We start from the raw sequence: 21630 nt of genomic DNA on the forward strand, positions 1-21630 counted from the left end.
CGACACGGTCCACCGTCACCGCTCACCAGCTGGAGATCACGATCTCCGTCGCCTGGGCGATGAGGGCGTCGTCGTAGCTGGCGTCCTGCTCGTCGCGGCTGGAGAGCACCGCGAGGACGACCGGTGCGCGGTCCGGCGGCCAGATCACCGCGATGTCGTTGCGGGTGCCGTATCCGCCGGCCCCGGTCTTGTCGCCGACGACCCAGCCCTCGGGAACACCGGCGCGGATCAGCTCGGTGCCGGTGGTGTTGCCCCGCAGCCAGTCGTTGAGGACGTCGCGGTCCGCCGGGTCGAGGGCGTCGCCGACGGTGTACCCGCGCAGGTCCTCGGCCAGCGCCCGGGGTGTGCTGGTGTCCCGCCGGTCGCCCGGCCGGGCCTCGTTGAGTTCGGTCTCGTAGCGCGCCGCGTCCGTGACCCGGTCGCCGATCCCGCGCAACTCCCTCTCGAACCGCCGCGGTCCGCCGAGATGGCGCAACAGCAGGTTGCCGGCGGTGTTGTCGCTGTGCCGGACCGCGGCGTCGGCGATGGCACGCAGCGTCATGCCCTCCGCGACGTGTCGCTCGGTGATCGGCGAGTAGGTCACCAGGTCGTCCGCCGAGTACCGCACCACTCGGTCCAGCTCGGCGTCCGTGGTCTCGTCGAGAACCTCGGCGGCGGCCAACGCCTTGTACGTCGAGGCGTAGCCGAACCGCTCGTCGGCCCGGTAACCCACGGTCCGGCCGGTGCCGGTGTCGATCGCGTAGATTCCCAGCCGCGCGTCGTACCTCTGCTCCAGCCGTCGGAACTCACGGTCCCGGTCGGCGGACGCGGAGGCGGTGGCCGGCACCTCGCGGTCGTGCGTCGGCTGCTCGGCGGCGTCGGCCGGGCCGCACGCGGCCAGGGCCGTCGCCGCCACCACGGCCACCAGACGGTGTGTCGGAAGAACCATCATCGCTCCTTGTCGTCGCTCACCCGGCGCGAACGGCGCCGGTCGGGCAGGACTCGACTCTGGCGGGAATCCGCCATGCGGTCGAAGACCGAAGTGGCTGTCTTCATGCCGATCCGGCATCGCCTGCCGTGGGTGGACCGCGACGCGGTCAGACCGCCGGCGAGCTGCCGGCACCGGACCCGACCTCCCGGCCGGGCCCGGGCACCGCGGTTCGCGTGGCGTCGAGTGGAACCGTGTTCCGGGAACAGGGTCAAGTCGCCCGGCCGGACGGGGATTCGATTATCGGCGCGGTCGTCGGGAAGGACAGCCCACCGGAGGGGGCTACCAGGGCAGTTCGCCGAATTCGTCGGTGAGGGTTCCGGTGCGGGCGTCGTCCGGGCCGAGCGTGGCCAGCCGGACCACGGTCCTGGCGCTTTCCGCCACCGGTCGCCCGATGCCGAAGGCGGCGGTCATGTCGGTGGCGGCGGTGCCGGGTTCGACCGCGTTGAACCTGATGCCCGGGTGCGCCTTGGCGTACTGGACGGTGAGCATGGTGGCCGCCGCCTTGGACGAGGCGTAGAGCGCCAGTTGCATCGCGAACTCCGGCCGTTCGGGGTCGGTCACCACCCCGAACGAGCCCATGCTGCTCGAGACGTTCACCACCGTGGGATTCGCCGACCTGCGCAACAACGGCAGGGCGGCCTCGGTGACCCGGACGATCCCCACCGCGTTGGTGTCGAAGACGCGCAGCGCCGTCGGCCCGTCGACCGCTCCGGCGCCGAGGATGCCCGCGTTGTTCACCAGAACGTCGAGCCGGCCCTCCGCGACGTCGATGGCCGCCAGCGCGCCGGCCACCGACGCGTCGTCGGTGACGTCGAGCGGCACGAAGCGTGCGCCCAGGTCAGCCGCGGCCTTCTCGCCCCGCTCGGCGTCCCGGGCGCCAACGTAGACGGTGTGACCGAGTTCGAGGAGTTGCCTGGCGGTGGCGAACCCGATGCCCCTGTTGGCGCCGGTGATCAGTGTGACGGTCATGCGCTCGCGCTCCCTCGGATCAGTTTTGTACCGCTCGGTCGCCAGTACCGTAGCAGGTTTTGTACCGATCAGTTAGTGACCCGGGCCACGATTTGTACCAAGCGGTAGAGTCGGGTCATGAGCACTGAGACGCCGGGCGGACGGCCACGCGCCTTCGACGAGGAGACGGTCCTCGACCGAGCCACCGAGGTCTTCTGGCGGCACGGTTACGAGGGCGCCTCACTGACCACCCTCACCGCCGCGATGGGCATCAACCGCCCGAGCCTGTACGCCACGTTCGGCAGCAAGGAGCAGCTGTTCCAGCGCGTCTTCGCCCGTTACCGCGACACCCAGGCGGCCACCGCCCGGACCGCGCTCGACCAGCCCACCGCGTACGCCGCCGTCGAGGCATTCCTGCGCTCGAGCGCGGACGGCCTCACCGCCGACGACCACCCCGCCGGCTGCCTCTCCATCCAGGGCGGCCTGGCCTGCTCGCCGGAGAACACCCGGATCGCCGAGGCCCTGGCCGCCGGACGGGCCGCCACCGAGTCGGCGCTGGCGGACCGACTGTCCCGGGCGGCCCGGGAGGGCGACCTTCCGGACGGCGTCGACCCACGGGCACTGGCCCGGTTCGTGATGGCGCTCAGCGAGGGACACGCCGTGCACGCCGCAGCCGGCGCGACCCGTGCGGAGCTGCAAGCCTCCGTGGACGTCGCCCTCCGAGCCGTCGCGATCCGCCCGTCACCGGCCGGGACCGCTGCGTTGCCCACCCCCGGTTCCGGGTGACGCCGTAACCCGTCCGGGGTGAGCCCGGAACCCGTGCTCGTCGGGTTCACGAGGCGCTGGTTCCCCGACCCGTCCGCGCCCCGGGCCGCTCCGCCCCGGCCCGGCAGCAAGGACACGGTCGGACCGGAGGCGGCCCCGGGCTGGATGGCGTGGCCGGCGTCCGCTTCGGCGTCGGTCAGTCGGGTCGGCGCGCGCCGTGTGTCGTGACGAGCCCGTCGACACCGCGGAGAAAGGTTTCGCAGATCAGGACCGGGTCGAACAGGCAGCCGGCTGCCATGGCCCCGTCGCGCAGCATGACGAAGTGCTGTGCGGCAGCCTCGGCCTCGCTCTTGTGGACGCGGGCCAGCAGGGTGTGCATCGTGTCGTGGAACCACTGCCGGTGCGAGAGGACCAGTTGGCGTACGGGGCTTTCCGGGTCCGGATATTCGGCCACGGCGTTGAGGAAGGCGCAGCCGCGGAAGTCGGGCGACCGGATGCCCTCGGCGATCGACGCCGCGACGGCCCGGACGGTGTCATCCGCCGGGAGGTCGCCGGCGACGGCCCCGTCGACCTGGGCGCGGATGGCCGCGTCGACGCCCTGTAAGTAGGTGAGGACCAGGTCCTCCTTGCTGGGGAAGTGCCGGTAGAAGGTGGCCCGGGTGACCTCTGCCTCGGCGATGATCCGGTCGACGCCGACCGAGTGGATACCCTCTGCGTAGAAGATCCTGGACGCCGTGCCGAGCAGCCGGCGTCGGGCCTCCGAGGGCCGGGGTGCGGAGTCGGTACGCGCCATGGGGCCAGTATAGCGACAGAACGTTCGGTCTTGACAATGCGAGGCGGAGTCGTCATCGTTGCATGTGACAGAACGTTCGTTCTTCCTACTGGCGATCCCGGCCGCCGCACCTTCTAGTAGCGGCGGGCTCCGGGAACCGACGAAAAGGATGACCATGACCACCGTTGCCGCCCCCGGCATCCCGACGACGGCGGCCGCCCTGCGGCGGCTGTACTTCGTACGCTTCGCGTTCGCCATCGTCTGGGCGGCCGTGACGTTCGCGATCTCCGACGAACTCGACCCCTTTGTCGGTGCCCTGTTCGTGCTCTATCCGCTGTTCGACGTGGCGGCTGCCGTCGTCGACGCCCGGGCGTCGCGCCACACGGGCAGCCACGGCCTGCTCCAGCTAAACATCGCGGTCAGCTCGCTGGCCGCGGTCGGCCTGGCCCTGGCGGCCACGTCCGGTATTCCCGCCGTCCTGCGAGTCTGGGGGGCCTGGGCGGTGGTGGCCGGAGCGGTGCAGCTGATCGTGGCGGTCACCCGGCGCAGAATGGGTGGTCAATGGCCGATGATCTTCAGTGGTGGCCTGTCGGTGCTGGCCGGTGGGTCGTTCGTCGCGGGCGCCTCGGCGGCCGACCCGGCGCTGACGAACGCGGTCGGTTACGCGATTCCCGGTGCGATCTTCTTCCTCGTCTCGGCCATCCGGCTCGGCCGCGCGTCGAAGGGCGAGTGACATGGACGACACGAGTTTCGACGTGGTCGTGATCGGTGCCGGGCCGAACTGGTCAGCAGGTCGCTGCAAGGAGGATGCCATGACCACCAGGATCACGATTGTCGTCGACAACCCCGCGAACCCGGACGAGTTCGAGATCGAGCGGTAGCGCATACCGCTGCGGCGCCCCGACTGCGGGCGCCGCAGCGGCCGTGTCCGCGCAGGTGCTTTTCGGTCGATCTACGCATTGACCAGCATCTTTGTCGACCACGCCGGTTTCCAACCGAGATTACCGGCGTCAATCCGATGCAAGCATCCACTTCCTCACATATGCTGCTTCATGCCCACATCGACGGCCCTGCATCCGCGCCGGGCCGGCCGGTTCCACCCGACCGCGCACGCCGGTCGACCGCCGGCCTCCGCCGACGCCGATTGGAGTATCCGATGACCCGGCGCCCGCCACCAATGTTAGCGCTAACCCGGTCGCCGTCGGCGCGGCCCGTGGCAGGCTCGCCGGTCCGTCCGGCGCACCGCCGGGAGTTCGCCCCACCGGAACCGGCGCACCGCCGCCACCGCGTGCGGCTCGACATCCCCGGATTCCCGTACTGACCCATAACCCCTGCGAAAAGGACGTCTCCCGTGCGGACCAGGCCCTGCCGTCCCAGAGATCTTGCCTCGCTCGCCCTGCTGACCTGCGTCGGCACCATCCTGGCCGGGGCACCCGTGCATGCCGCCGCCGTCCCGCCGCTGGCCGGGCCGGCGGCGTCCCCGACCGGCGGGCCCGCCGGGCCGCCCGGCCGGTTCGCCGCCGACACCACGCCGCCGACCCCGCCGGGCAACCTGCGCAGCACCCGGACGACCTGCCAATCCGTCACGCTGGCCTGGTCCGCGTCCCGGGACGACGTCGGTGTCGCGTTCTACGACATCTACCACGACGGTCAACACGTCACCGCCGTCGCCGGCAGCACCCTGACCGCCACTCTCAGCGCCGTGCAGGGCAGCACCTGGGGTTGGTACGTCAACGCCCGCGACGCCGCCGGCAACGTGTCGCAGGCCAGCGCCACCCTCACCATCACGCCACCGTTCTGCGAGCGTGACCGGGAACGGCCCAGTGCGCCGACCGACCTCGCCGCCAGCGTCAACGGCACGGACGTGACCCTCACCTGGTCGGCATCGAGCGACAACGTCGCCGTCACCGGCTACACCATCCTGCGCGACGGCGCGGCGGTCGGTTCCATCGCGGGCACGGCCGCCAGACCACCAGGCACCTCGTTCACCGACACCGGGCTGGCCGTCGACACGGACTTCCGGTACACCGTCGTCGCCCGCGACGCCCAGGGCAACAGCTCGGCGGCGAGCACCGCGGTCACCGCGCACACCGGGCCCGCCTGCACGAGCGCCGTCTGCGGCACCGCCGTGATCACCACCGAGGAGGACCTGCCCTGGGGGCTGGTGCAACTGCCCGACGGCAGCGTGCTCTACGGCCGGCGTGACCTGTTCGACATCGTCGCCATGAACCCGGACGGCACCGACAAGCGCAGCATCGGCACGGTGCCGGGCACCGCGGGCACCAACGGCGAGGGTGGCGTGCTCGGGCTGGCCGTGTCAGCCGACTTCGCCAGCGACCGGTGGCTCTACGTCTACCACACCACCAGCACCGACAACCGGATCGTCCGGATCCGCTACGACACCACACTGCGCACCGACAGCGTGCAGGTGCTCGTCAGCGGCATCCCGCGCAACAAATACCACAACGGCGGCCGGCTGCGCTTCGGCCCCGACGGCATGCTCTACGCCGCCACCGGAGACGGCCAGACCCCGGACCGGGCGCAGGACGTCGACGACCTGGCCGGCAAGGTGTTGCGGCTCGGTCCGGACGGCACCGTGCCGTCGGACAACCCCTTCGGCAACCACGTGTGGAGCTACGGCCACCGCAACCCGCAGGGGCTGGCGTTCGACTCCCGCGGCCGGCTCTTCGAGCAGGAGTTCGGCAACAACGTCCTGGACGAGACGAACATCATCGTCCGGGGCGGCAACTACGGCTGGCCCGCCTGCGAGGGCACGGTGGGCGACTGCGCGAACCCGAACTTCGTGGCCCCGATCCACACGTACCCGGTCGCCGACGCGTCGTGCAGCGGCATCGCCATCGTGCGGGACGTGCTGTACACCGCCTGCCTGCGTGGCAACCGGATGTACCGGGCGGTGATCAGCGGCGACACCCTCACCGACGTCCAGCAGTACTTCGTCGGCACGTACCTCCGGCTGCGCACGGTCGAACCGAGTCTCGACGGGAACCTGTGGTTGACCACGAGCACCGGCGGGGACAAGGACAGCATCCCGAACAACAGCAACGAGAGGATCCTCAAGGTGAGCCTCGGCGACCAGGGCGGCTGACCAGCGCGGAAGGAGGGAACGGCGATGCGGGTGGTGTCGTTGGTCCCGTCGCTCACCGAAGCCGTCGCGGCCACCCTGCCCGGACTCCTCGTCGGTGCCACCGACTACTGCACGCACCCCGTCGGGCTGGACGTGCCGCGCGTCGGCGGCAGCAAGTACCCCGACCTCGACCGGATACTCGGCCTGCGTCCCGACGTCGTACTTCTGAACGTCGAGGAGAACCGGCGCTCCGACGCCGAAGCGATCGAGGCGGCCGGAGTACGCGTCCGGCTCACCTATCCCCGCACCGTCGACCAGGCCCTCGACGAGCTCGCCGACCTGCTACGCGACCTCGGCAGCAGCCGGGAGCCCGCCTGGCTGGCCCGGGCCCGCACCGCCTGGGCCGCCGTCACCCCCGGCACACCGCCACGCGGCGTCGTCGTCCCGGTCTGGCGGCGCCCATGGATCGTGGCCGGCGGCGACACCTTCACCTCCGACGTGCTCCGCCGGCTCGGCCTGCGCAACCTCTACACCGAAGCCACCGACCGGTACCCCCGGCCGACCCTCGACGACCTGCGTGCCGCGGCACCAGACCTCGTCGTGCTGCCCGACGAGCCGTACCCGTTCTCCGCCGCCGACGGCCCCGAGGCGTTCCCCGGCATCCGCTGCGCCCTGGTCTCCGGACGACATCTGACCTGGTACGGCCCCTCACTCGCCGAGGCGCCCCGACTCCTGGCCGCCCAGCTCGGCCGGCCGGCAGCCGGATCCCCTGCCTGACGTCTCCCGCCACCTGGAGTTCCCGCCGCTCTGACGTCTTCCGCCGCCGTCCGGTGACGGCCACCTTCGGTCACGCGCCGATCGTCCGCGCGTAGGTGTCCCGCTGCGCGGGTGGCCTGATCCGGCCGGTGGGGCCGGACCAGGCCGAGGGCCCGGGCGGTTCAGCGGTCCGACACCGTGCCGCCAGCGGGGGGCTGGACACGCTCGAACCGCACCCGGCTCAGGAAACCAGGGAGGTCACTGAGCACGTACAGCTCGCCGTGCACGTCGGCGTCGATCGCGGTCGGCTGGGTGGGGAGGTTCCCGATCGTGGCGGTCTCGTAGCCGCCCGTGGGCTTGGGCCGTACGGCGAACGCGAGGGTCGAGCAGTAGTCGCTCGCGATGTAGGTCCCCCACGCCTCCGGGGTGGCGGAGCCCCGGTACACCACGCCGCCGGTCACCGAGCAGCTCTCCGTCATGAAGTGTTCGTACTCGAAGACCGGGTCGGTGTACCGCACGCCCGACCGGCACTGCTCGGCGTCGAAGACCGGGGTGCCCTCCCGGCACGACCAGCCGAGGTTCGCGCCACCCTGCCACGGGCGGATGTGGTTGATCTCCTCGACCAGGCCCTGGCCGACGTCACCGATCCAGAGCGAGCCGTCGACCGGGTCGACGGAGAACCGCCACGGGTTGCGCAACCCGTAGAGCCAGATCTCCGGCCGGGCGCCGCGGGTGCGGACGAACGGGTTGTCGGCGGGCACGCAGTAGGGCTTCGCTCCGCAACTGCGGTTGACGTCGATCCGCAGGATCTTGCCGAGCAGGGTGCCGAGGTCCTGACCTGCCTTGAACGGGTCGTTCGCGTGGCCGCCGTCGCCGAGGGACCAGTAGAGGTAGCCGTCGCGACCGAACGCCACCTGTCCGCCGTTGTGGTTGTTGTACTCGGCGTGCTCCTGGGTGAGCAGCACCTGCAGCCGCTCGGGGGCGTTGATGGGCAGGCGTGCCAGGGTCAGGGCGCCGGCCGGCAGGCTCGTGTAGGCCACGTAGAGCATCCCGGTCCGCGCGAAGTTCGGCGCCGGGGTGATGCCGAGAAGGCCGCGCTCGTTGCCCGACGTGTCGACCCGGGCGCTCAGGTCGAGCACCGGCTCGGCCGCCAGGCCGGTGTCGGGGTGGTAGGCACGGACGGTGCCGTCCTTCTCCGCGATGAGCATCCGGCCGTCCGGCAGCCCGGTGAGTGCGATCGGACGCCGCAGACCGAAGGCCACCTGTTCGGACACCACGGTCAGCTCGGTGAGTGGCACCGCGCGCCTGGGTGTCGTGCCGGCCGTGGCGGTGCCGGCCACCGACGCCGGTGGCAACAGGAGCGCGGACAGGGCCAGCACGAGCAGGGCGGCCAGGGTGGTGGCCGGCCGACGACGACGTCGCGACATGGTTTGAGCTCCTCGAGCAGGGTGGCGGACGCAATCTTGGGAGCGGTCCCGACGATACATCGACTGCTGGCAATATCCAACTCGGCGTATCGCGGCCTGCCCGCCGCTACCGCGGTCTCGCCGGGGCTCCGGCGCGGTACACGGCGAGCGGGCGGCGCAGTACCGTGACGTCGCTCGTCGGGTCGCCCGGCACGAGCAGCAGGTCGGCGTCGAAGCCGGTGCGGACGCGGCCCTTGCTCCGCCCCAGGCCGCACACCTCGGCACCGACCGAGGTGGCCGCGGCGAGGGCGGCGGTGGCCGGGATGCCGCACGCGACGTACTCGACGATCGTCTCCGGCAGGATCCCGTGCGGCTTCGCCGGGCCGAGGCCCGCGTCCGAGCCGGCCACCAGGCGCACCCCGGCCCGGTGCAGGGTGGTGACGCCGCCGCGCAGCGTGGCCTCGCTGAGCCCGGCCCGCGCCGCCATCGCCACCACCTCCGGCGGCGTGACCACGGCCGGGTCGGTGCCGAGCGTGGCACAGACCGCCACCCCGGACCTGGCCAGCCGGTCCGCGAGTTCGTCGGGGACGTGGGCGCCGGTCGCGGTCACGCAGGTGCAGTGTTCGATGCCGTCGACCCCGACGCGCAGCGCCTGCTCGACCGCACCGAGCGCGTGCGCGTGTGCGGTCACCGGCAGGCCCAGGTCGTGCGCCCGGGTCAGCGCGGCGGTCAGCTCCTGGTCGGTGAACTGGGGCCGGGTGGTGTCGGTGCCGGGAGTGAACACGCCGCCGCTGGCCATGACCTTCACCAGGTCGGCGCCGGCCTCCGCCCGCAGTCGCACGGCCTCGCGGATCCCGTCGACGCCGCTCGCCTCGCCCCCCATCGACCAGCAGTGCCCGCCGACGCTGGTGAGCGGGGCGCCCGACCCCAGCACCGTCGGCAGTTCGTCGCGCACTTCCCGGGCCCGCCACCGGAGCACGGCGCCGCGCCGGTCGCCCAGGTCCCGGACCGTGGTGACGCCGGCCGCCAGGTGCGCGCGCAGTGACGCCTCGACGACCGCGTCGAGGTCGGACCCGGGACGCTCGGCGAGCCGGCCGAGCGCATCGGGCCCGGCATCGGCGCACAGGTGCACGTGCGCGTCGACCAGGCCGGGCAGCACGGTGCCGTCCGGCTCGTCGCGTACCGGCCAGCCCTCCGGCGCCTCGGCCCGGCCCTGGTGCACGCCGACGATGCGGCCGTCGTCCAGCAGGACCAACACCCCACCGTCCACCAACCGCTCGCCGTCGAACATCCGCGCCGCCCGGACAGCGTGTTTCGGCATCGCCCCTCCCCCGTTTGTCGCACCGTCCCGGTCGGACGACGAGCTGACGGCCGCACACTCGGGGCTCCGGTCGGGTCGGGACGACGCGGAAGCCACCAGCGGCCCGAGACGCTATCGCGCCGACGCCAGGGCCAGGGTGACGCGCCGACGGTAGTCGGCGGCCACGGCTATGACCAGGGGACCCCAGGCGACCAGTGGGGCGTAGTACCTGAGGACATCCCAGCCGGGGGGCGGGTGCGCGGGTTCGTCCCGGCCGACTCCGACCCATCCACGCGGCACGAAGTGGAAATTCAGGTTCAGCACGACGTACCCGGTGAGGGCGACGAGCAGCGCACCGCCGGTCACGGCGAGGACCACGACCGGGCGTGCCGGGATCGGCCGGCCGCCGAGCAGCGGTACCCAGCGCGGGACCCGTTCTCCCCACCGGTGTACGAGTCCCAGTGTCGACAGGGCGAGCACCATCGACAGGGTGGACAGGAAGATCATGTACCACGTGGTGGCGGTCTCGTCGGTGAACACGAGCGACACCCGCCAGACCGCGGACGGCAGGACGCAGAGCGGGACGGCGTAGGCGGCCCAGACGGCCCAGGGTGCCGGCGCCGCTGCCCGGGTACGCCCGGGGTCGGTGGAAGTCACGAGTGCTCCGATCCTCGAATGTCGACGTCGATGGGGCCCGGGCCGTGATCCGGTCGGACCGACGGCTCGGGGTGGCGGGCCGGCGCCCTGTTCCTGACGGAGCCGGTGGCGAGGGCGTAGCCGATGGCGGTGGCGCCCGTCGACACACCCCATCCGAGGAACACCAGCAGCGTGGCGGTCACCGCCCACCCCTGCCGCACCTCCGACCAGTGCGTGTCCCCCGCGAGCAGCTGCCGCACGAGCACCCCGACGCTCAGCGCGCCGTAGCTGACCAGTGCGAGCGCCACCACTCCGGCCGGGATCACCGCCAGGAGCCGGGGAACCGGCCGGCCGCGCAGTCCCGGCAGCCAGCGCGGAAACTGCTGCCCCCAGCGCTGCACCAGCCCGAGGACAAGCAGGCCGGCGAGCGGTGGGACGAGGGTGATCGCCACGCCGGTCCCGGTGGAGAGGCTCCGGTGGATGTCGTCCAGTTGCCGGGCGGAGATGCCGAGCGGGACGCCGAGCACCCAGAACCCGTGCGGCACCGCCCAACCGATCACCGGCAGGGCCACCGCCGCGTACGCCCACCGGCGCGTCCACCGCGGCACCGGCCGGTAGCCGGCGGTGACCGGTACGCGCCGCGGACCGCATGCGTTCGCCAGCCCGGCGAACAGGACACCCCCGGTCACCAGCGCGAGCCGGGCGCCGAGATCGCGCCAGTCCGAGGGACGCCCCGCCAGCGCCGCCGGGATCTCGAAGAGCAGGTGCAACGGAAACGCGACGACCAGGAGCAGCCCGGCCGCCGCCCAGCTCGCCGCGGCGGCGGAGCGGCCGGGGAACCGGACCGCGCACGCGACCACCAGCGCGAGGGCGAGACCGGCTCCCACCGCTCCCCAGCCCGGCCAGAACGGCAGCACCTCGACCCGGTGCGCGCCGCATCCACCCGCCGGGTCGACCGGATCGGTGCGGTCACACGCGGTGTACCCCCACCGGCCACCCGCGATCCAGTAGGTACGCAGCACCACCTGGGCGACGACGAACAGGACGCACGCCACCGCCCACGGCCGGGCCCTGGCGGCCGCAGCCGACCGGGCAGAACGAACGGCACGATCCGACATGTCAACTCCCCTGCCGCGGGTGTCCCGTCGATCCCCTGCCGGAGGTGTCCCCCCACCGACGTACCGGGCTCTCGTCATGGGGCAATGCTCTGCGGCTACCGGCGACACCTCATCCCCGGCGGAGGGGAACGCACTCCCTCCGCGGGGGGAGCCACCGGCTCTTCGGACCCGGTCCCGGACTGCCGTGGGCCCGCCGGGCAGGCATTTGCCCGGCCAGCCCGACACATTCCAATTGCGCAGAGAGCCGGTATACGACCGGGCGTACCGGGGAATCCCCACGAAAGTCGCAAGGCATTGACATCGATCGCACATCCCGGCAGGCTTTGCGGAAATGTCCGGGGCAGGTGATGAACCGATTGTTTCGAGATTGTTCCGAGGGCGTTCTGGCCTTCCGGTAGTGCATACAGAGTCAGATCCGAGTCGACCTGGTCGTCCTCACTCGATGAATCGGAGATTTGATGCACGTTGCCCTGCTCACCACCACCCAGCACGGCCATCTGAACCCCTATGTCCCGGTGGTGAATGCGCTCCGAACTGCCGGAAGTGAGGTTTCGCTGCTGCTGTTGTCCGCCGACGGTGGCACGCTCGACGAGCAGCGTCGCCAGGCCCTGGGAAAGACGCAGGTCCACCCGGTCGGGCAGGTCGAGATGGCACCGTGGAGCGGCGACCCGGCGAGGATCGGCCCGATGCTCCGGTCATCGCCGGTGGCGGAACAGACGGCCGACGTGATTCGCGCGACGGCGCCGGACTTCGTGCTCGTCGACTCGCTGCCGGTGACGGCCTCGGCAATGGTCGGCGCGGAGGCGTCCGGCGTGCCGTACGGGATGGTCTGGGCAAACCTGGGTGGCGTATGTCCGAGCGAGCACCGCCGGGGTCGCTGGCCGTACGACGAGCAGGTCGGCGACTATCTGACCAGCCACGGAGTGCTGTGGTCGACCCGGACGCATTCGGCGCGTTCGCCGATTCTCAATGTGATGCCGACGATTCCCGCTCTGGTCGGGGAGGACGCGGTCACCGACGACGGTGTGCGCCTGGTCGGGTTGCCGGGTGCGGCAGGGACCCGCGGCGACGAGGTCGACTTCGCGGCCCTGGATCGGATCGACCCCGACCGCCCGCTGGTGTACGTCTCCTTCGGCACGATCTTCTACCGGCGGCCGGAGCTGCTGCGCACCGTGATCCTCGGAGCGGCGGCGACCGGCGCCCAGGTGATCGCGGCGGTCGGAGACCTCGCCGAGGAGCTGGGGCTGCCCGACGAGGTGCTCACCGCCCCGTACCTGCCGCAGCGTGAGGTGCTCGAGCGGGCCGACGTGTTCATCACGCACGGCGGCTACAACTCCGTCGCGGAGTCGATCCGGGCGGCGACGCCGATGCTGGTGATCCCGCTGGCCGTGGATCAGCCGGTCCAGGCGTACTTCGTGGGTGGTGCCGGTTTCGGGACGGCCCTCGATCCGGCCGGCGTCACCGGGCAGGCGGTCGCCGACGCCGTAACCGAGCTGCTCGATCCCGACCGGGACTACCGGACCCGGCTGCGGGCCGCGCAGCCGGAGTGCGGCGACGCTGCCGCGCGCACGGCCGAACTGGTCGTCGGCACCGTCGAGACGCTGGGACGAAAGGGTGAGCAGTGACGATCGAACTGCACCGGCCGGTGGGCGACCGGATCGTGTTCGACGATCTCGAACGGCTCTCGTTCCGGGTGGATCGCCGCGCCTACACCGACGACGACCTGGCCGCACTCGAGCTGACCAGGATCTTCGACCGCTGCTGGCTGTACGTCGGACACGAGTCGGAGATACCCGGGCCCGGCTCCTATGTGGCAAGGGACGTCGGCGGGCGCCCGGTGGTGATGGCGCGCGGGTCCGACGGCGTGATCCGGGTGTTCGCGAACAGCTGCACCCACCGCGGGGCGCTGATCTGCTCGCAGCCGGCCGGGCAGGCCAGGTCGTTCCGTTGCCCCTATCACGACTGGACCTTCTCCAACCGGGGCGATCTGGTCGGGGTCCCGATTCCGGACGGCTACGGGCCGGGCTTCCGGAAGGCGGACTTCGGCCTGGCACAGCACCGGAGTGACAGTTACCGCGGTTTCGTCTTCGCCACCTTCGATCCGGAGCAGCCGCGCACCCTGCCCGAATACCTCGCGGGTGCGACGGAGTACCTCGACCTGATCGACGACCAGTCGGAGGTGGGGATGGAGGTGATCCAGGGCGCGCAGCTGCACGGGGCTCGGGCGAACTGGAAGCTGATGATGGAGAACAGCGTCGACATCTACCACTTCCGGGCTCTGCACAAGCGTTACGTCGGCTACATGGAGTCGCTCGGGTCGGTGCCACCACGCCGACGGGGCGGCTTCGGTCGCGCTCTCGGACTGGGGCACGGAGCCAACGAGCTGCCACCGGCGGCGGCCCGCCCGCTCGCCTACTGGACGCCGATGTTCGGCGCCGAGGTCCGGCCGCGGATCGAGGCGACGGCCGCCCGGTTCGTCGACCGGTTCGGCGCCGAGCGCGCCGAACGGATCACCGGCACGAACCGGGCGCTGCTGGTCTTCCCCAACCTGATGATCATCGACGCGATCGCGATCACGATCCGCAAGATCGACCCGGTCGGCGCCGGCCAGATGGCCATCACCTCGGTCGCCCTGGCCCCCAGGGACGAGGATCCGGACATCCGGGAACTCCGGAAGAGCCACTATCTGACGTTCCTCGGCCCCGCCGGTTTCGCGACCCCCGACGACATCGAGATCATCGAGTCCTGCCAGCGGGGCTATCTCAACCGCACCATCCGCTACTCGGACCTGTCACGCGGCATGCACAAGGAGATCCCGGAAACCACCGACGAGCTTCCCGCCCGCGAGTTCTGGCGGCAGTGGGACCGGCTGATGCACGGCGACGACTGCCACGTCGAGGTCGCGCACCGGGCCGAGACGCAGGGGGCGGGCCCACGATGACCATTGGACTGACGGTCGACGAAGCGGCCCGGGTGCGGCTGTGGCACCGGGTGAACCAGTTCCTCTTCCGTGAGGCGCGGCTGCTCGACGAGTGGCGCCTGCTCGAGTGGTACGACGAGATGCTCACCGACGACGTCCGTTACTCGGTACCGGCCACCGACGTCCGCGGCGAGCCGGCCGATGCGCTCGGGCTCGTCGACGACGACGCCGCCCGGCTACGCCAGCGGATCGAACAGCTGCTGAACGGCGAGGTGTGGTGCGAGAACCCCCGGTCGCGGACGAATCGGATGATCAGCAATGTGGAGATCCTGACCGATCGGGGCAGCCATCTGGAGGTGGCGGCGAATCTCGTCGTGTACCGGTTCGGACACGGGCGCTCCGACGCCTACGTCGGGAAGTGCCGCCTCGAACTCGTGGTCGAGGGCGAGTCGTTCCGGGTCCGGCGAAGAATCGTGGTACTCGACCACGAGACGTTGTACGAGCACGGCAAGCTCAGCATCATCCTGTGACCGGACAGTGACGGCGGCCGGCCCTGGCAGCGCCACATCCGTTGCCGTCGCCCAGCCGCGTCTCCCGCGCGAGGTCCACGTCCTCAGCGTCGTCGGTGGCTGCGTCATGCTGGGCCTGGGACTGGTGCTCCCGGTGCTTCCGGTCTACGCGGCGACGTTCGGGGCCGGGCCCGCCCAGATCGGTGTACTCGTCGCCCTGTTCGCGCTGATGCGACTGGCCACCAGCCCGTTCTGCGGTCGGCTCGGAGTCAGGTTCGGGGAGCGGCGGGTCCTGGTCGCCGGCCTGCTGCTCTGCGCGGTCTCCTCGGCCCTCACCGCGTTCGCCGGGTCCTACGGGCAACTGCTCGTCTTCCGCGGCCTCGGCGGCGTCGGCTCGGTGCTGTTCTCGGTGTCCGCACTCGCGACCCTGCTGGCGATCGCGCCGGCCGAACAGCGGGGCCGGGCCAGCGCCGTGTTCGAAGCGGGCTTCCTGCTCGGCGGGATCTGCGGACCAGCACTCGGCGGGCTTCTCGCGCTGCTCGGCCTGTCCACGCCGTTCCTGGCGTACGCGGTGCTGTTGCTGGCCGCCGCGGTGCTGAGCCTGGCGGTGCTCCGCACCGGCCGACCTGCCGGCGCCGAGCCTGGCCGCGACGTGGTCCGGCTGCCGGTCCTGCTGCGGGACCGACGCTACCTGGTGGCCTGTCTGGCGGCGTTGGCGCAGGGATGGGTCCTGTTCGGGCTGCGCAGCGCGCTGGTACCCACGGTGGTCGTGGCCTGGCGCCACGACGTGACGTGGGTCGGCTGGGCGTTCACCATCTCCGCCGTCGTCCAAGCGCTGCTGATCATGCCGGCCGGCTGGGTGGTCGACCGGGCCGGTCGCCGACCCGCCATGACCGCCGGCACCGGTGTGGCCGCGGCGGCGATCGCGGCCCTGGTGTTCGTGGACCGGTACGTCTGGCTCGTCGTCCTGCTCAGCGTGTACGCGGCGGGATCGGCGCTGCTCAACGCCGCACCGGCGGCGTTGATCGGTGACGTCGTCGCCGGCCGGGGCGGCAGTGGCGTCGCCGTCTTCTCGATGTGCACCGACGTCGGCGCCGTGGTCGGACCGGTGGTCGTCGGCCTCGTCGCCGAGCGGGTGGGTGTGCCGGCCGCCTTCGGCAGCGGCGCCGCGCTGCTGACCGTCGCCTTCGTGGCGTCGTGGACGTTGACATCTGTTCGACCGACACCAAGGAGTTGATCGATGAACCAGCCGGCTGCCCGACACGAGCGGGGTGCGGCCATGTTCCAGCAGGTCTTCGGCCGCGAACCGCGCCCGGGCTCCTATCCGGAGTTCCTGCGGATCACCGTCGACCACCTGTTCGGTGAGATCTGGACCCGCCCGCACCTGAGCGTCGAGGAGCGCGAACTGGTCGCGCTGACCGCGGTCACGCTGGCCCGGACCGAATGGGAGTTGCGCGGCCACATCGGTGCCGCCCTGCACCTCGGGATGTCCCGGGAGAAGATCGTCGAGGTCATCATCCAGCTCGCCTACTACGGCGGCTGGCCGGTCGCCAACAACGGGCTGCGGGTCGCCCAGGAGGTCTTCGCCGAGCTGGACGGCGCCGGTGGGAAGGACCCGGACCATGACCGGTGAACCGCCTCCCCTCGACCCGGCCGAGAAGGTCGACCTGTGGCGCCAGCGGTTCTTCGAGGCCCAGGCGGCGGCGGAGGAGTTCATCCTGGGCGAGCACGGCGAAGAGGGCCTGGCCGCCTGGATCCAGGCGAACTCCCGGATCACGGCGACGCTGTTGCGGGCGCAACGGCCCGCCGGGGTGTCCGCCACCGATCACTTCATGACCCGGCTGCGCCGTCAGCTGTTGCTGTACGACTCGACGGTGACCACCGAACCCCAGCCCTCGGGCACCGTCCTGCGCAACGCCGACTGCGGAATCCTCCGCTACCGCAAACGGGCCGCCCGCGCGGGCGTCGTACTGACGTTCTCGTCACCGTGCCCGTACTGCCAGGAACTCAACACCGCCATCGCCGCCCGCTACCTGGAACCGGACGTCTCGGTCTCGTGCGAACAGGCCGGTGACGGGTGCACCTGGCGGGCGGAGTCCCCGCACGGTCCAGGCGAGGACGCGGCCGGGTCGCCACACCGCGGACGGGGCGGTGACTGAACAACCGGCAGTGCGGTGCGCTCGTCGGCCGGCGACCGGCTGTTGTGGAGCGTCATGCCGAGCTGCCGGCCCACGGCCACACACAGGTCGGCCGCCGCGGTGCGGGTCAGGTCCTGGTGACCGTTCTGACTGAAACACGCCGACGCCACGTTCCTGTTCCGTAACCGCAGATACCACGGGAACAGCGCGCCCAGGGCGGGCTCGGTCAGCATCGTGCGGGAATGCACGATCGTTCCCACCAGCAGGTTGCCGAACGGACGTTGCCGGGCGTTCATGAAGCTTTTCAGACGTTCCTGGAAGATCTTCAACACCGCGGGTACGTTCCCCGCGTACACCGGCATGGCGAGCAGCATCCCCTGCGCGCCCTCGGCCAGGTCGACCACTTGCTCGAAATCGTCGTCGAGCGTGCACCGGCCCACCTCGGGATCGAGGCAGGTGTCCTCCCCCTCGCACATCTCGATGCGGTGGTCGATCAACCGGATGCGCTGGATCTCCGCGTCGGCGACCTCCCGGACGACACCGGTGATCGCCGCCTCGAGCAGCGCGTCCGTCAGGGACGGTTGACGTTTCTGCGTGCAGGACAACGCAACGACCTTCACCCGACGGGCCTCCCCTGTCCGCTCCGCGCCATCCAGCTCCAGCCACCCGACGAAACCGCAAGTGGCCGCAGACCGGGGCAGCCACAACATACCCACAAACGCGGGAGCGCGGCGACCGTCCGAAGTCGTCCGGCGATGCGGCGACAGGCGGGCGAAAGGATCGTGTCAGTTCGGCGAGGGCACCCACTCCTACCGTGTTTCCAACAGCCAGGCCGGCTGGGACAGGTCGGCCGGTGTCCCGATGCCGTGAGGGGTCGGATCGGGAACCGGACGACCTGTCCGCGAATCGAGAGGATGTTCATGCACCTGAAGAGAGTGGCGGTAGGAGTGGCTGTCACGGCCATGGTGACGTTGGGGATCGCCACCGCCGCGGCAGCACCGGCGAGCGCCGCGCACCAGGCGCCGGAGGCCGCTGCGAGCGTCGTGCCGACCTCGGACGGCGACGTCGGCATCGCGGGCGAGAACTACGTCCAGTGCGGCTACGACTATTGGAGCTGCGTCCACACGCGGTCCAACTTCGCGCGGTACTACGCGGTCTCGCCCATCTACCAGTACCACGAGGGCTGCACCCTCCCCGGTGGGTGCCCCGAGTTGGTCTACTACTTCTACTACTACAACTGACAGTCCGGCCCGATCGGCCGAACGCCATGCCAGTCGTGGTGGTCCAGGTCAGGCCCGGAGCCGGGTGGCTCCGGGCCTGACCCGCACGGAGACTGGTCACCCGGAGCCGGCCTGCCGGAGCAGGGCGTCGGCCCTCGCCCTGAGCAGCGGCACGGACGCGGCGTCCGAGGTGGACAGCAGGGTACGCAGCAGGGCCGCGGCGTCCGCGGCGTCGCCGCCGGCCAGCAGTGCTTCGGCCAGGCGTAGGTTCGCGAGAAACACTCCCCGGGGGTCGCCCACCTCGACCATCCGCCGCAGCGCCTCACGCGCCTCGGTCATGGCGGCGGGGAAGTCGCCGCGCGCGCGGCGCAACCGGCTGTGGTGCACGAGCAGCCAACCGAGGCCGTGCGCGTTGTTGACCGCGTCGGTCACCTCGCGCGCCTGCGCGTACGTCGAGTCGGCCAGGTCCAGCTCGCCGAGCGAGATCGCGCAGTCCAGCTTGCGGACCAGCAGGGCACGGTGGCTGTCGGTGTTCCAGATCGTCGGTGCGTGGGCCAGCGCCCGGTCCAGCAGGGGCAGTGCCTCGGCCGGTCGGTCCTGCAGGACCAGCGTGTCGGCGTGGGTGCGCAGCGCCAGCACGATGGCGTCGGGATCGCCGGTCCCGTAGGCGATCGCGGTCGCCTCCTCCGCGTGCGGGAGTGCCGGCAGCCCCTGGAACATCCGGGCGAACGCCAGGCCGGTCAGGCTGTGCACGAGTTCGTGCCTCAGTCCGAGGCGGCGGAACACGGCCACCGATCCCTCGAACTCCGCGGCGGCCTCGTCGAGGCATAGGGAGAGCAGGACGTCCGCCCGGCTGCTCGCCTGCCGGCTGGCGACCCGCTCGTCCCCGGCCGCCCGGGCGGCGTCCCGGACGGTCGCGCGGACCCGGGCGATCTGCTCGTACCCGCCACGGATGGAGAGCGGCGGGATGATCATGTCGGCCAGCAGCGCCGCCCTGTCGTAGCTGCCCAGCCGGCACGCCTGCGTGATGGCGTACAACAGCTGGCTCCGCTCGGTCTGCAACCACCCGCCCGGGTCGGCGGTGAGGCCGGCGACGTCCACCGGCCCGGCGGCGATGCCGGCCGGCAGCGGGTCGGGCGGCAACCCGTCCTTGCGGTCCACCCGCAGGTGCACACTGTGCGCCAGGACGAGGAACGTGTCCAGCAGTCGTCGGTACGCCGCCCGGGTCGCCTCCTCGTCCTCGCCGTCGGCCAACTCCCGGGCGTACAGCGCGACCAGGTCGTGCGGCCGGTAACGCAGCTGACCGGCCAGGTCGAGGCCGACCGGCTCCAGCAGCCCGGCCGCCATCAGCTGTTCGACGGCGCGTTCCCCGTCGCCGCCGTCGGTGATCGCGCCGAGGGTCCAGGCGGCGAAGGGTTCGGCGAGCAGCAGACCCATCCGGCGCAGCGCCAGCTGGATCGGACCGGCCAACCCGCTGTAGCCGACCGCCAGTTCCGAGCGGACCGCCAGGTCGCCCACGGCCAACTCGTCGAGGCGCCGGTGCTCGTCCTGGAGCCGATCCGCCAGCACGCGCAGTCGCAGGGTGGGCCGGGGCTGGAGCCGTGCGCCGATGATCCGCACGGCGAGCGGGAGGCGACCACACAGCTTCACCAGTTCCTCCGCGGCCGTCCGTTCGCCGGCGACGCGGTCCGGATCGAGGATCTGGTCGAGCAGCGAGATCCCCTCCGTCACCGAGAACGGCTGTAGGCGGTGGCGGTCGGCGGCGGGAATCTCGTCGAGTGACCGCCTGCTGGTGACGAGGACCGCGCAGCTGGCCGTACCGGGCAGCAGGGGTGCCACCTGTCCGGCGTCGGCGGCGTCGTCGAGCACCATCAGGATCCGGCGGTCGGCCACCCGCGCGCGGAAGGTCGCCGCCCGCGCCTGCACGGAGCGTGGCGCAGCGTCGGGACGCAGCCCCAGCGCGTACAACAGCTCGCCCAGCACCTCGGCGACGTCCCGAGGAGCCGGGCCGCCACCGCCCAGGTTGACATAGAGCTGGCCGTCCGGGAAACGGTCCCGCAGGCCGTGTGCGACATGCACGGCGAGCGCCGACTTGCCCACTCCGGCCACCCCACTCAGCACCACGATGGGCAACGTGGCCGGCTCGTCCTCGCTGGCCAGCAGGCTGGCGATCCCGGCGACCTGCTCTGCCCGGCCGACGAAGTCACCGATCGCCGGCGGCAGCTGGCACAGCGCCGTCGAGCCCGGTGACGCGTCGCCGCGGGCGTCGTCGTCCACCGCCTCGCCGAGCAGGATCGCCTGGTGCACCGCGCGCAGCTCGGGACCCGGGTCCAGGCCCAGCTCGGTGCGGAGCAGCGCCGCGATGTCACGGTAGACCTTCAGCGCCTCCGCCTGCCGCCCCGACCGGTAGAGCGCGCGCATCAGGTGTGCCCGCAGCTCCTCCTGGAACGGGTACGCCGCGGCGAGTGCGCCCAGCTCCTCGACCACCGCCCGGTGGTGCCCGAGCGCCAGTTCCAGGGCGAACCGGCGCGCCGCAGCCTCCAGGCACCGCTCCTGCACCTGCGGCACCTCCTCGCGATGCAGTGCCGCCGAGTCCACGTCGAACAGGATCGGGCCGCGCCACAACGCGGTCGCCGCCCGCAACGACTCGAGCGCGGCCGCCCGGTCGCCACGGCCCAGGGCGATCCGCACGCTCTCCAGGAGCTCGTCGAACTCCTGGAGATCGCAGCAGCCCGCCGGCAGCTCGATGACGTACCCGCCGCTGCGCGTCTGGATGGCGGCGTCGGTACCCAGCAGCCGACGCAGCCGCGCCACGTACGTCTGGAGGGCCGCTCGCGCCTCGGCCGGTGGTTCGTGGTCCCACAACCGGTCGACCAGGACGCTCACCGGCACGACACGGCCGGCCCGCAGCAGCAGCGAGGCCAGGATGATCCGGAGCTTCGCCGCGGAGAGGACGACGAGCGCGCCGTTCCGCCGAATTTCCAGGTTTCCCAGTATGCGGAAGTGGACCACAGCCGCGACCGGCTCCCCGGGCGACGCGGCGGTCACGGTCGAGCGGCCTGCCCTGGGCACGGTCGACGCGGTCAC

At 71.7% G+C, this 21630-nt stretch carries 20 protein-coding genes and 1 pseudogene; 12 read left to right on the plus strand and 9 right to left on the minus strand.

From position 1 onward, the window contains the following. Positions 1–22: 22 nt before the first annotated feature. Positions 23–931 carry a class A beta-lactamase gene (gene bla / locus ACN28A_RS34920; protein ID WP_421402815.1) on the minus strand — a complete coding sequence of 303 codons (909 nt, stop codon included), beginning with the start codon at positions 929–931 and terminating at the stop codon, positions 23–25. Between the two features lie 318 nt (positions 932–1249). Next, positions 1250–1939: an SDR family NAD(P)-dependent oxidoreductase gene (locus tag ACN28A_RS34925; protein ID WP_421402816.1), complete on the minus strand. Its 690-nt coding sequence runs from the start codon at positions 1937–1939 to the stop codon at positions 1250–1252. A 117-nt stretch (positions 1940–2056) separates the two neighbouring features. Between ACN28A_RS34925 and ACN28A_RS34930 the strand changes: the two genes are divergently transcribed. Continuing rightward, the gene (locus ACN28A_RS34930) at positions 2057–2704 is read left to right on the plus strand and encodes a TetR/AcrR family transcriptional regulator (RefSeq protein WP_421402818.1); all 648 of its coding nucleotides are present in this window, start codon (positions 2057–2059) and stop codon (positions 2702–2704) included. A gap of 175 nt (positions 2705–2879) precedes the next feature. Here ACN28A_RS34930 and ACN28A_RS34935 read toward each other — a convergent pair whose 3' ends face one another. Further along, positions 2880–3476 (minus strand): TetR/AcrR family transcriptional regulator, encoded by a 597-nt coding sequence (locus tag ACN28A_RS34935; RefSeq protein ID WP_421402820.1) that lies wholly within the window; start codon positions 3474–3476, stop codon positions 2880–2882. 64 nt (positions 3477–3540) lie between these two features. On the opposite strand from ACN28A_RS34935, the gene ACN28A_RS34940 reads away from it, so the two are divergent. The 4 genes from ACN28A_RS34940 to ACN28A_RS34955 all read left to right on the plus strand — a co-directional run bounded on the left by ACN28A_RS34940 (position 3541) and on the right by ACN28A_RS34955 (position 7317). Next, positions 3541–4188, plus strand: coding sequence for a hypothetical protein (locus ACN28A_RS34940; RefSeq protein WP_421402822.1), 648 nt, complete (start codon positions 3541–3543; stop codon positions 4186–4188). 1 nt (position 4189) lies between these two features. Continuing rightward, complete coding sequence (locus ACN28A_RS34945) at positions 4190–4336, plus strand: hypothetical protein (RefSeq protein WP_421402824.1); 147 nt, start codon at positions 4190–4192, stop codon at positions 4334–4336. Positions 4337–4806: 470 nt separating this feature from the next. Next, positions 4807–6561: a PQQ-dependent sugar dehydrogenase gene (locus ACN28A_RS34950; RefSeq protein WP_421402825.1), complete on the plus strand. Its 1755-nt coding sequence runs from the start codon at positions 4807–4809 to the stop codon at positions 6559–6561. Positions 6562–6585: 24 nt separating this feature from the next. Next, complete coding sequence (locus ACN28A_RS34955) at positions 6586–7317, plus strand: helical backbone metal receptor (protein WP_421402827.1); 732 nt, start codon at positions 6586–6588, stop codon at positions 7315–7317. A gap of 161 nt (positions 7318–7478) precedes the next feature. Here the strand turns inward: ACN28A_RS34955 and ACN28A_RS34960 are convergent, their stop codons facing one another. The 4 genes from ACN28A_RS34960 to ACN28A_RS34975 all read right to left on the minus strand — a co-directional run bounded on the left by ACN28A_RS34960 (position 7479) and on the right by ACN28A_RS34975 (position 11756). Continuing rightward, positions 7479–8723 (minus strand): PQQ-dependent sugar dehydrogenase, encoded by a 1245-nt coding sequence (locus ACN28A_RS34960; protein ID WP_421402829.1) that lies wholly within the window; start codon positions 8721–8723, stop codon positions 7479–7481. Positions 8724–8829: 106 nt separating this feature from the next. Further along, on the minus strand, positions 8830–10023 hold the full coding sequence (locus tag ACN28A_RS34965; RefSeq protein WP_421402831.1) for an amidohydrolase family protein: 1194 nt from the start codon (positions 10021–10023) through the stop codon (positions 8830–8832). Positions 10024–10134: 111 nt separating this feature from the next. After that, positions 10135–10659, minus strand: a complete 525-nt coding sequence (locus ACN28A_RS34970; protein ID WP_421402833.1) for a hypothetical protein — start codon at positions 10657–10659, stop codon at positions 10135–10137. Then, on the minus strand, positions 10656–11756 hold the full coding sequence (locus ACN28A_RS34975; protein WP_421402835.1) for a hypothetical protein: 1101 nt from the start codon (positions 11754–11756) through the stop codon (positions 10656–10658). The genes ACN28A_RS34970 and ACN28A_RS34975 overlap by 4 nt, the downstream gene beginning before the upstream one ends. 458 nt (positions 11757–12214) lie before the next feature. Here ACN28A_RS34975 and ACN28A_RS34980 point away from each other — a divergent pair, with 458 nt between their 5' ends. Genes ACN28A_RS34980 through ACN28A_RS35005 form a run of 6 tightly spaced genes read left to right on the plus strand, consistent with a single transcriptional unit; the run spans position 12215 to position 17344 of the window. Then, positions 12215–13381 (plus strand): glycosyltransferase, encoded by a 1167-nt coding sequence (locus ACN28A_RS34980; protein WP_421402836.1) that lies wholly within the window; start codon positions 12215–12217, stop codon positions 13379–13381. Then, positions 13378–14697, plus strand: coding sequence for an aromatic ring-hydroxylating oxygenase subunit alpha (locus ACN28A_RS34985; protein ID WP_421402838.1), 1320 nt, complete (start codon positions 13378–13380; stop codon positions 14695–14697). Before ACN28A_RS34980 ends, ACN28A_RS34985 begins: the two co-directional genes overlap by 4 nt. After that, the gene (locus ACN28A_RS34990) at positions 14694–15206 is read left to right on the plus strand and encodes an aromatic-ring-hydroxylating dioxygenase subunit beta (RefSeq protein ID WP_421402840.1); all 513 of its coding nucleotides are present in this window, start codon (positions 14694–14696) and stop codon (positions 15204–15206) included. Before ACN28A_RS34985 ends, ACN28A_RS34990 begins: the two co-directional genes overlap by 4 nt. A 7-nt stretch (positions 15207–15213) precedes the next feature. Beyond that, complete coding sequence (locus tag ACN28A_RS34995) at positions 15214–16422, plus strand: MFS transporter (RefSeq protein WP_421402842.1); 1209 nt, start codon at positions 15214–15216, stop codon at positions 16420–16422. 3 nt (positions 16423–16425) lie between these two features. Continuing rightward, positions 16426–16818 (plus strand): carboxymuconolactone decarboxylase family protein, encoded by a 393-nt coding sequence (locus ACN28A_RS35000; protein ID WP_421402843.1) that lies wholly within the window; start codon positions 16426–16428, stop codon positions 16816–16818. Further along, positions 16808–17344, plus strand: a complete 537-nt coding sequence (locus ACN28A_RS35005; protein ID WP_421402845.1) for a hypothetical protein — start codon at positions 16808–16810, stop codon at positions 17342–17344. Before ACN28A_RS35000 ends, ACN28A_RS35005 begins: the two co-directional genes overlap by 11 nt. 239 nt (positions 17345–17583) lie before the next feature. On the opposite strand, the pseudogene ACN28A_RS35010 reads toward ACN28A_RS35005, so the two are convergent. Beyond that, positions 17584–18033: pseudogene (locus tag ACN28A_RS35010) on the minus strand (flavodoxin family protein); the annotation flags it as partial. A 210-nt stretch (positions 18034–18243) separates the two neighbouring features. Between ACN28A_RS35010 and ACN28A_RS35015 the strand changes: the two are divergent. Then, entirely contained in the window at positions 18244–18564 is a 321-nt protein-coding gene (locus tag ACN28A_RS35015; protein WP_421402847.1) for a hypothetical protein, read from the plus strand. 96 nt (positions 18565–18660) lie between these two features. Here ACN28A_RS35015 and ACN28A_RS35020 read toward each other — a convergent pair whose 3' ends face one another. Beyond that, on the minus strand, positions 18661–21630 hold the full coding sequence (locus ACN28A_RS35020; protein ID WP_421402849.1) for a BTAD domain-containing putative transcriptional regulator: 2970 nt from the start codon (positions 21628–21630) through the stop codon (positions 18661–18663).

This window comes from Plantactinospora sp. WMMB782, assembly GCF_049179135.1.
Classification (GTDB): domain Bacteria; phylum Actinomycetota; class Actinomycetes; order Mycobacteriales; family Micromonosporaceae; genus Plantactinospora.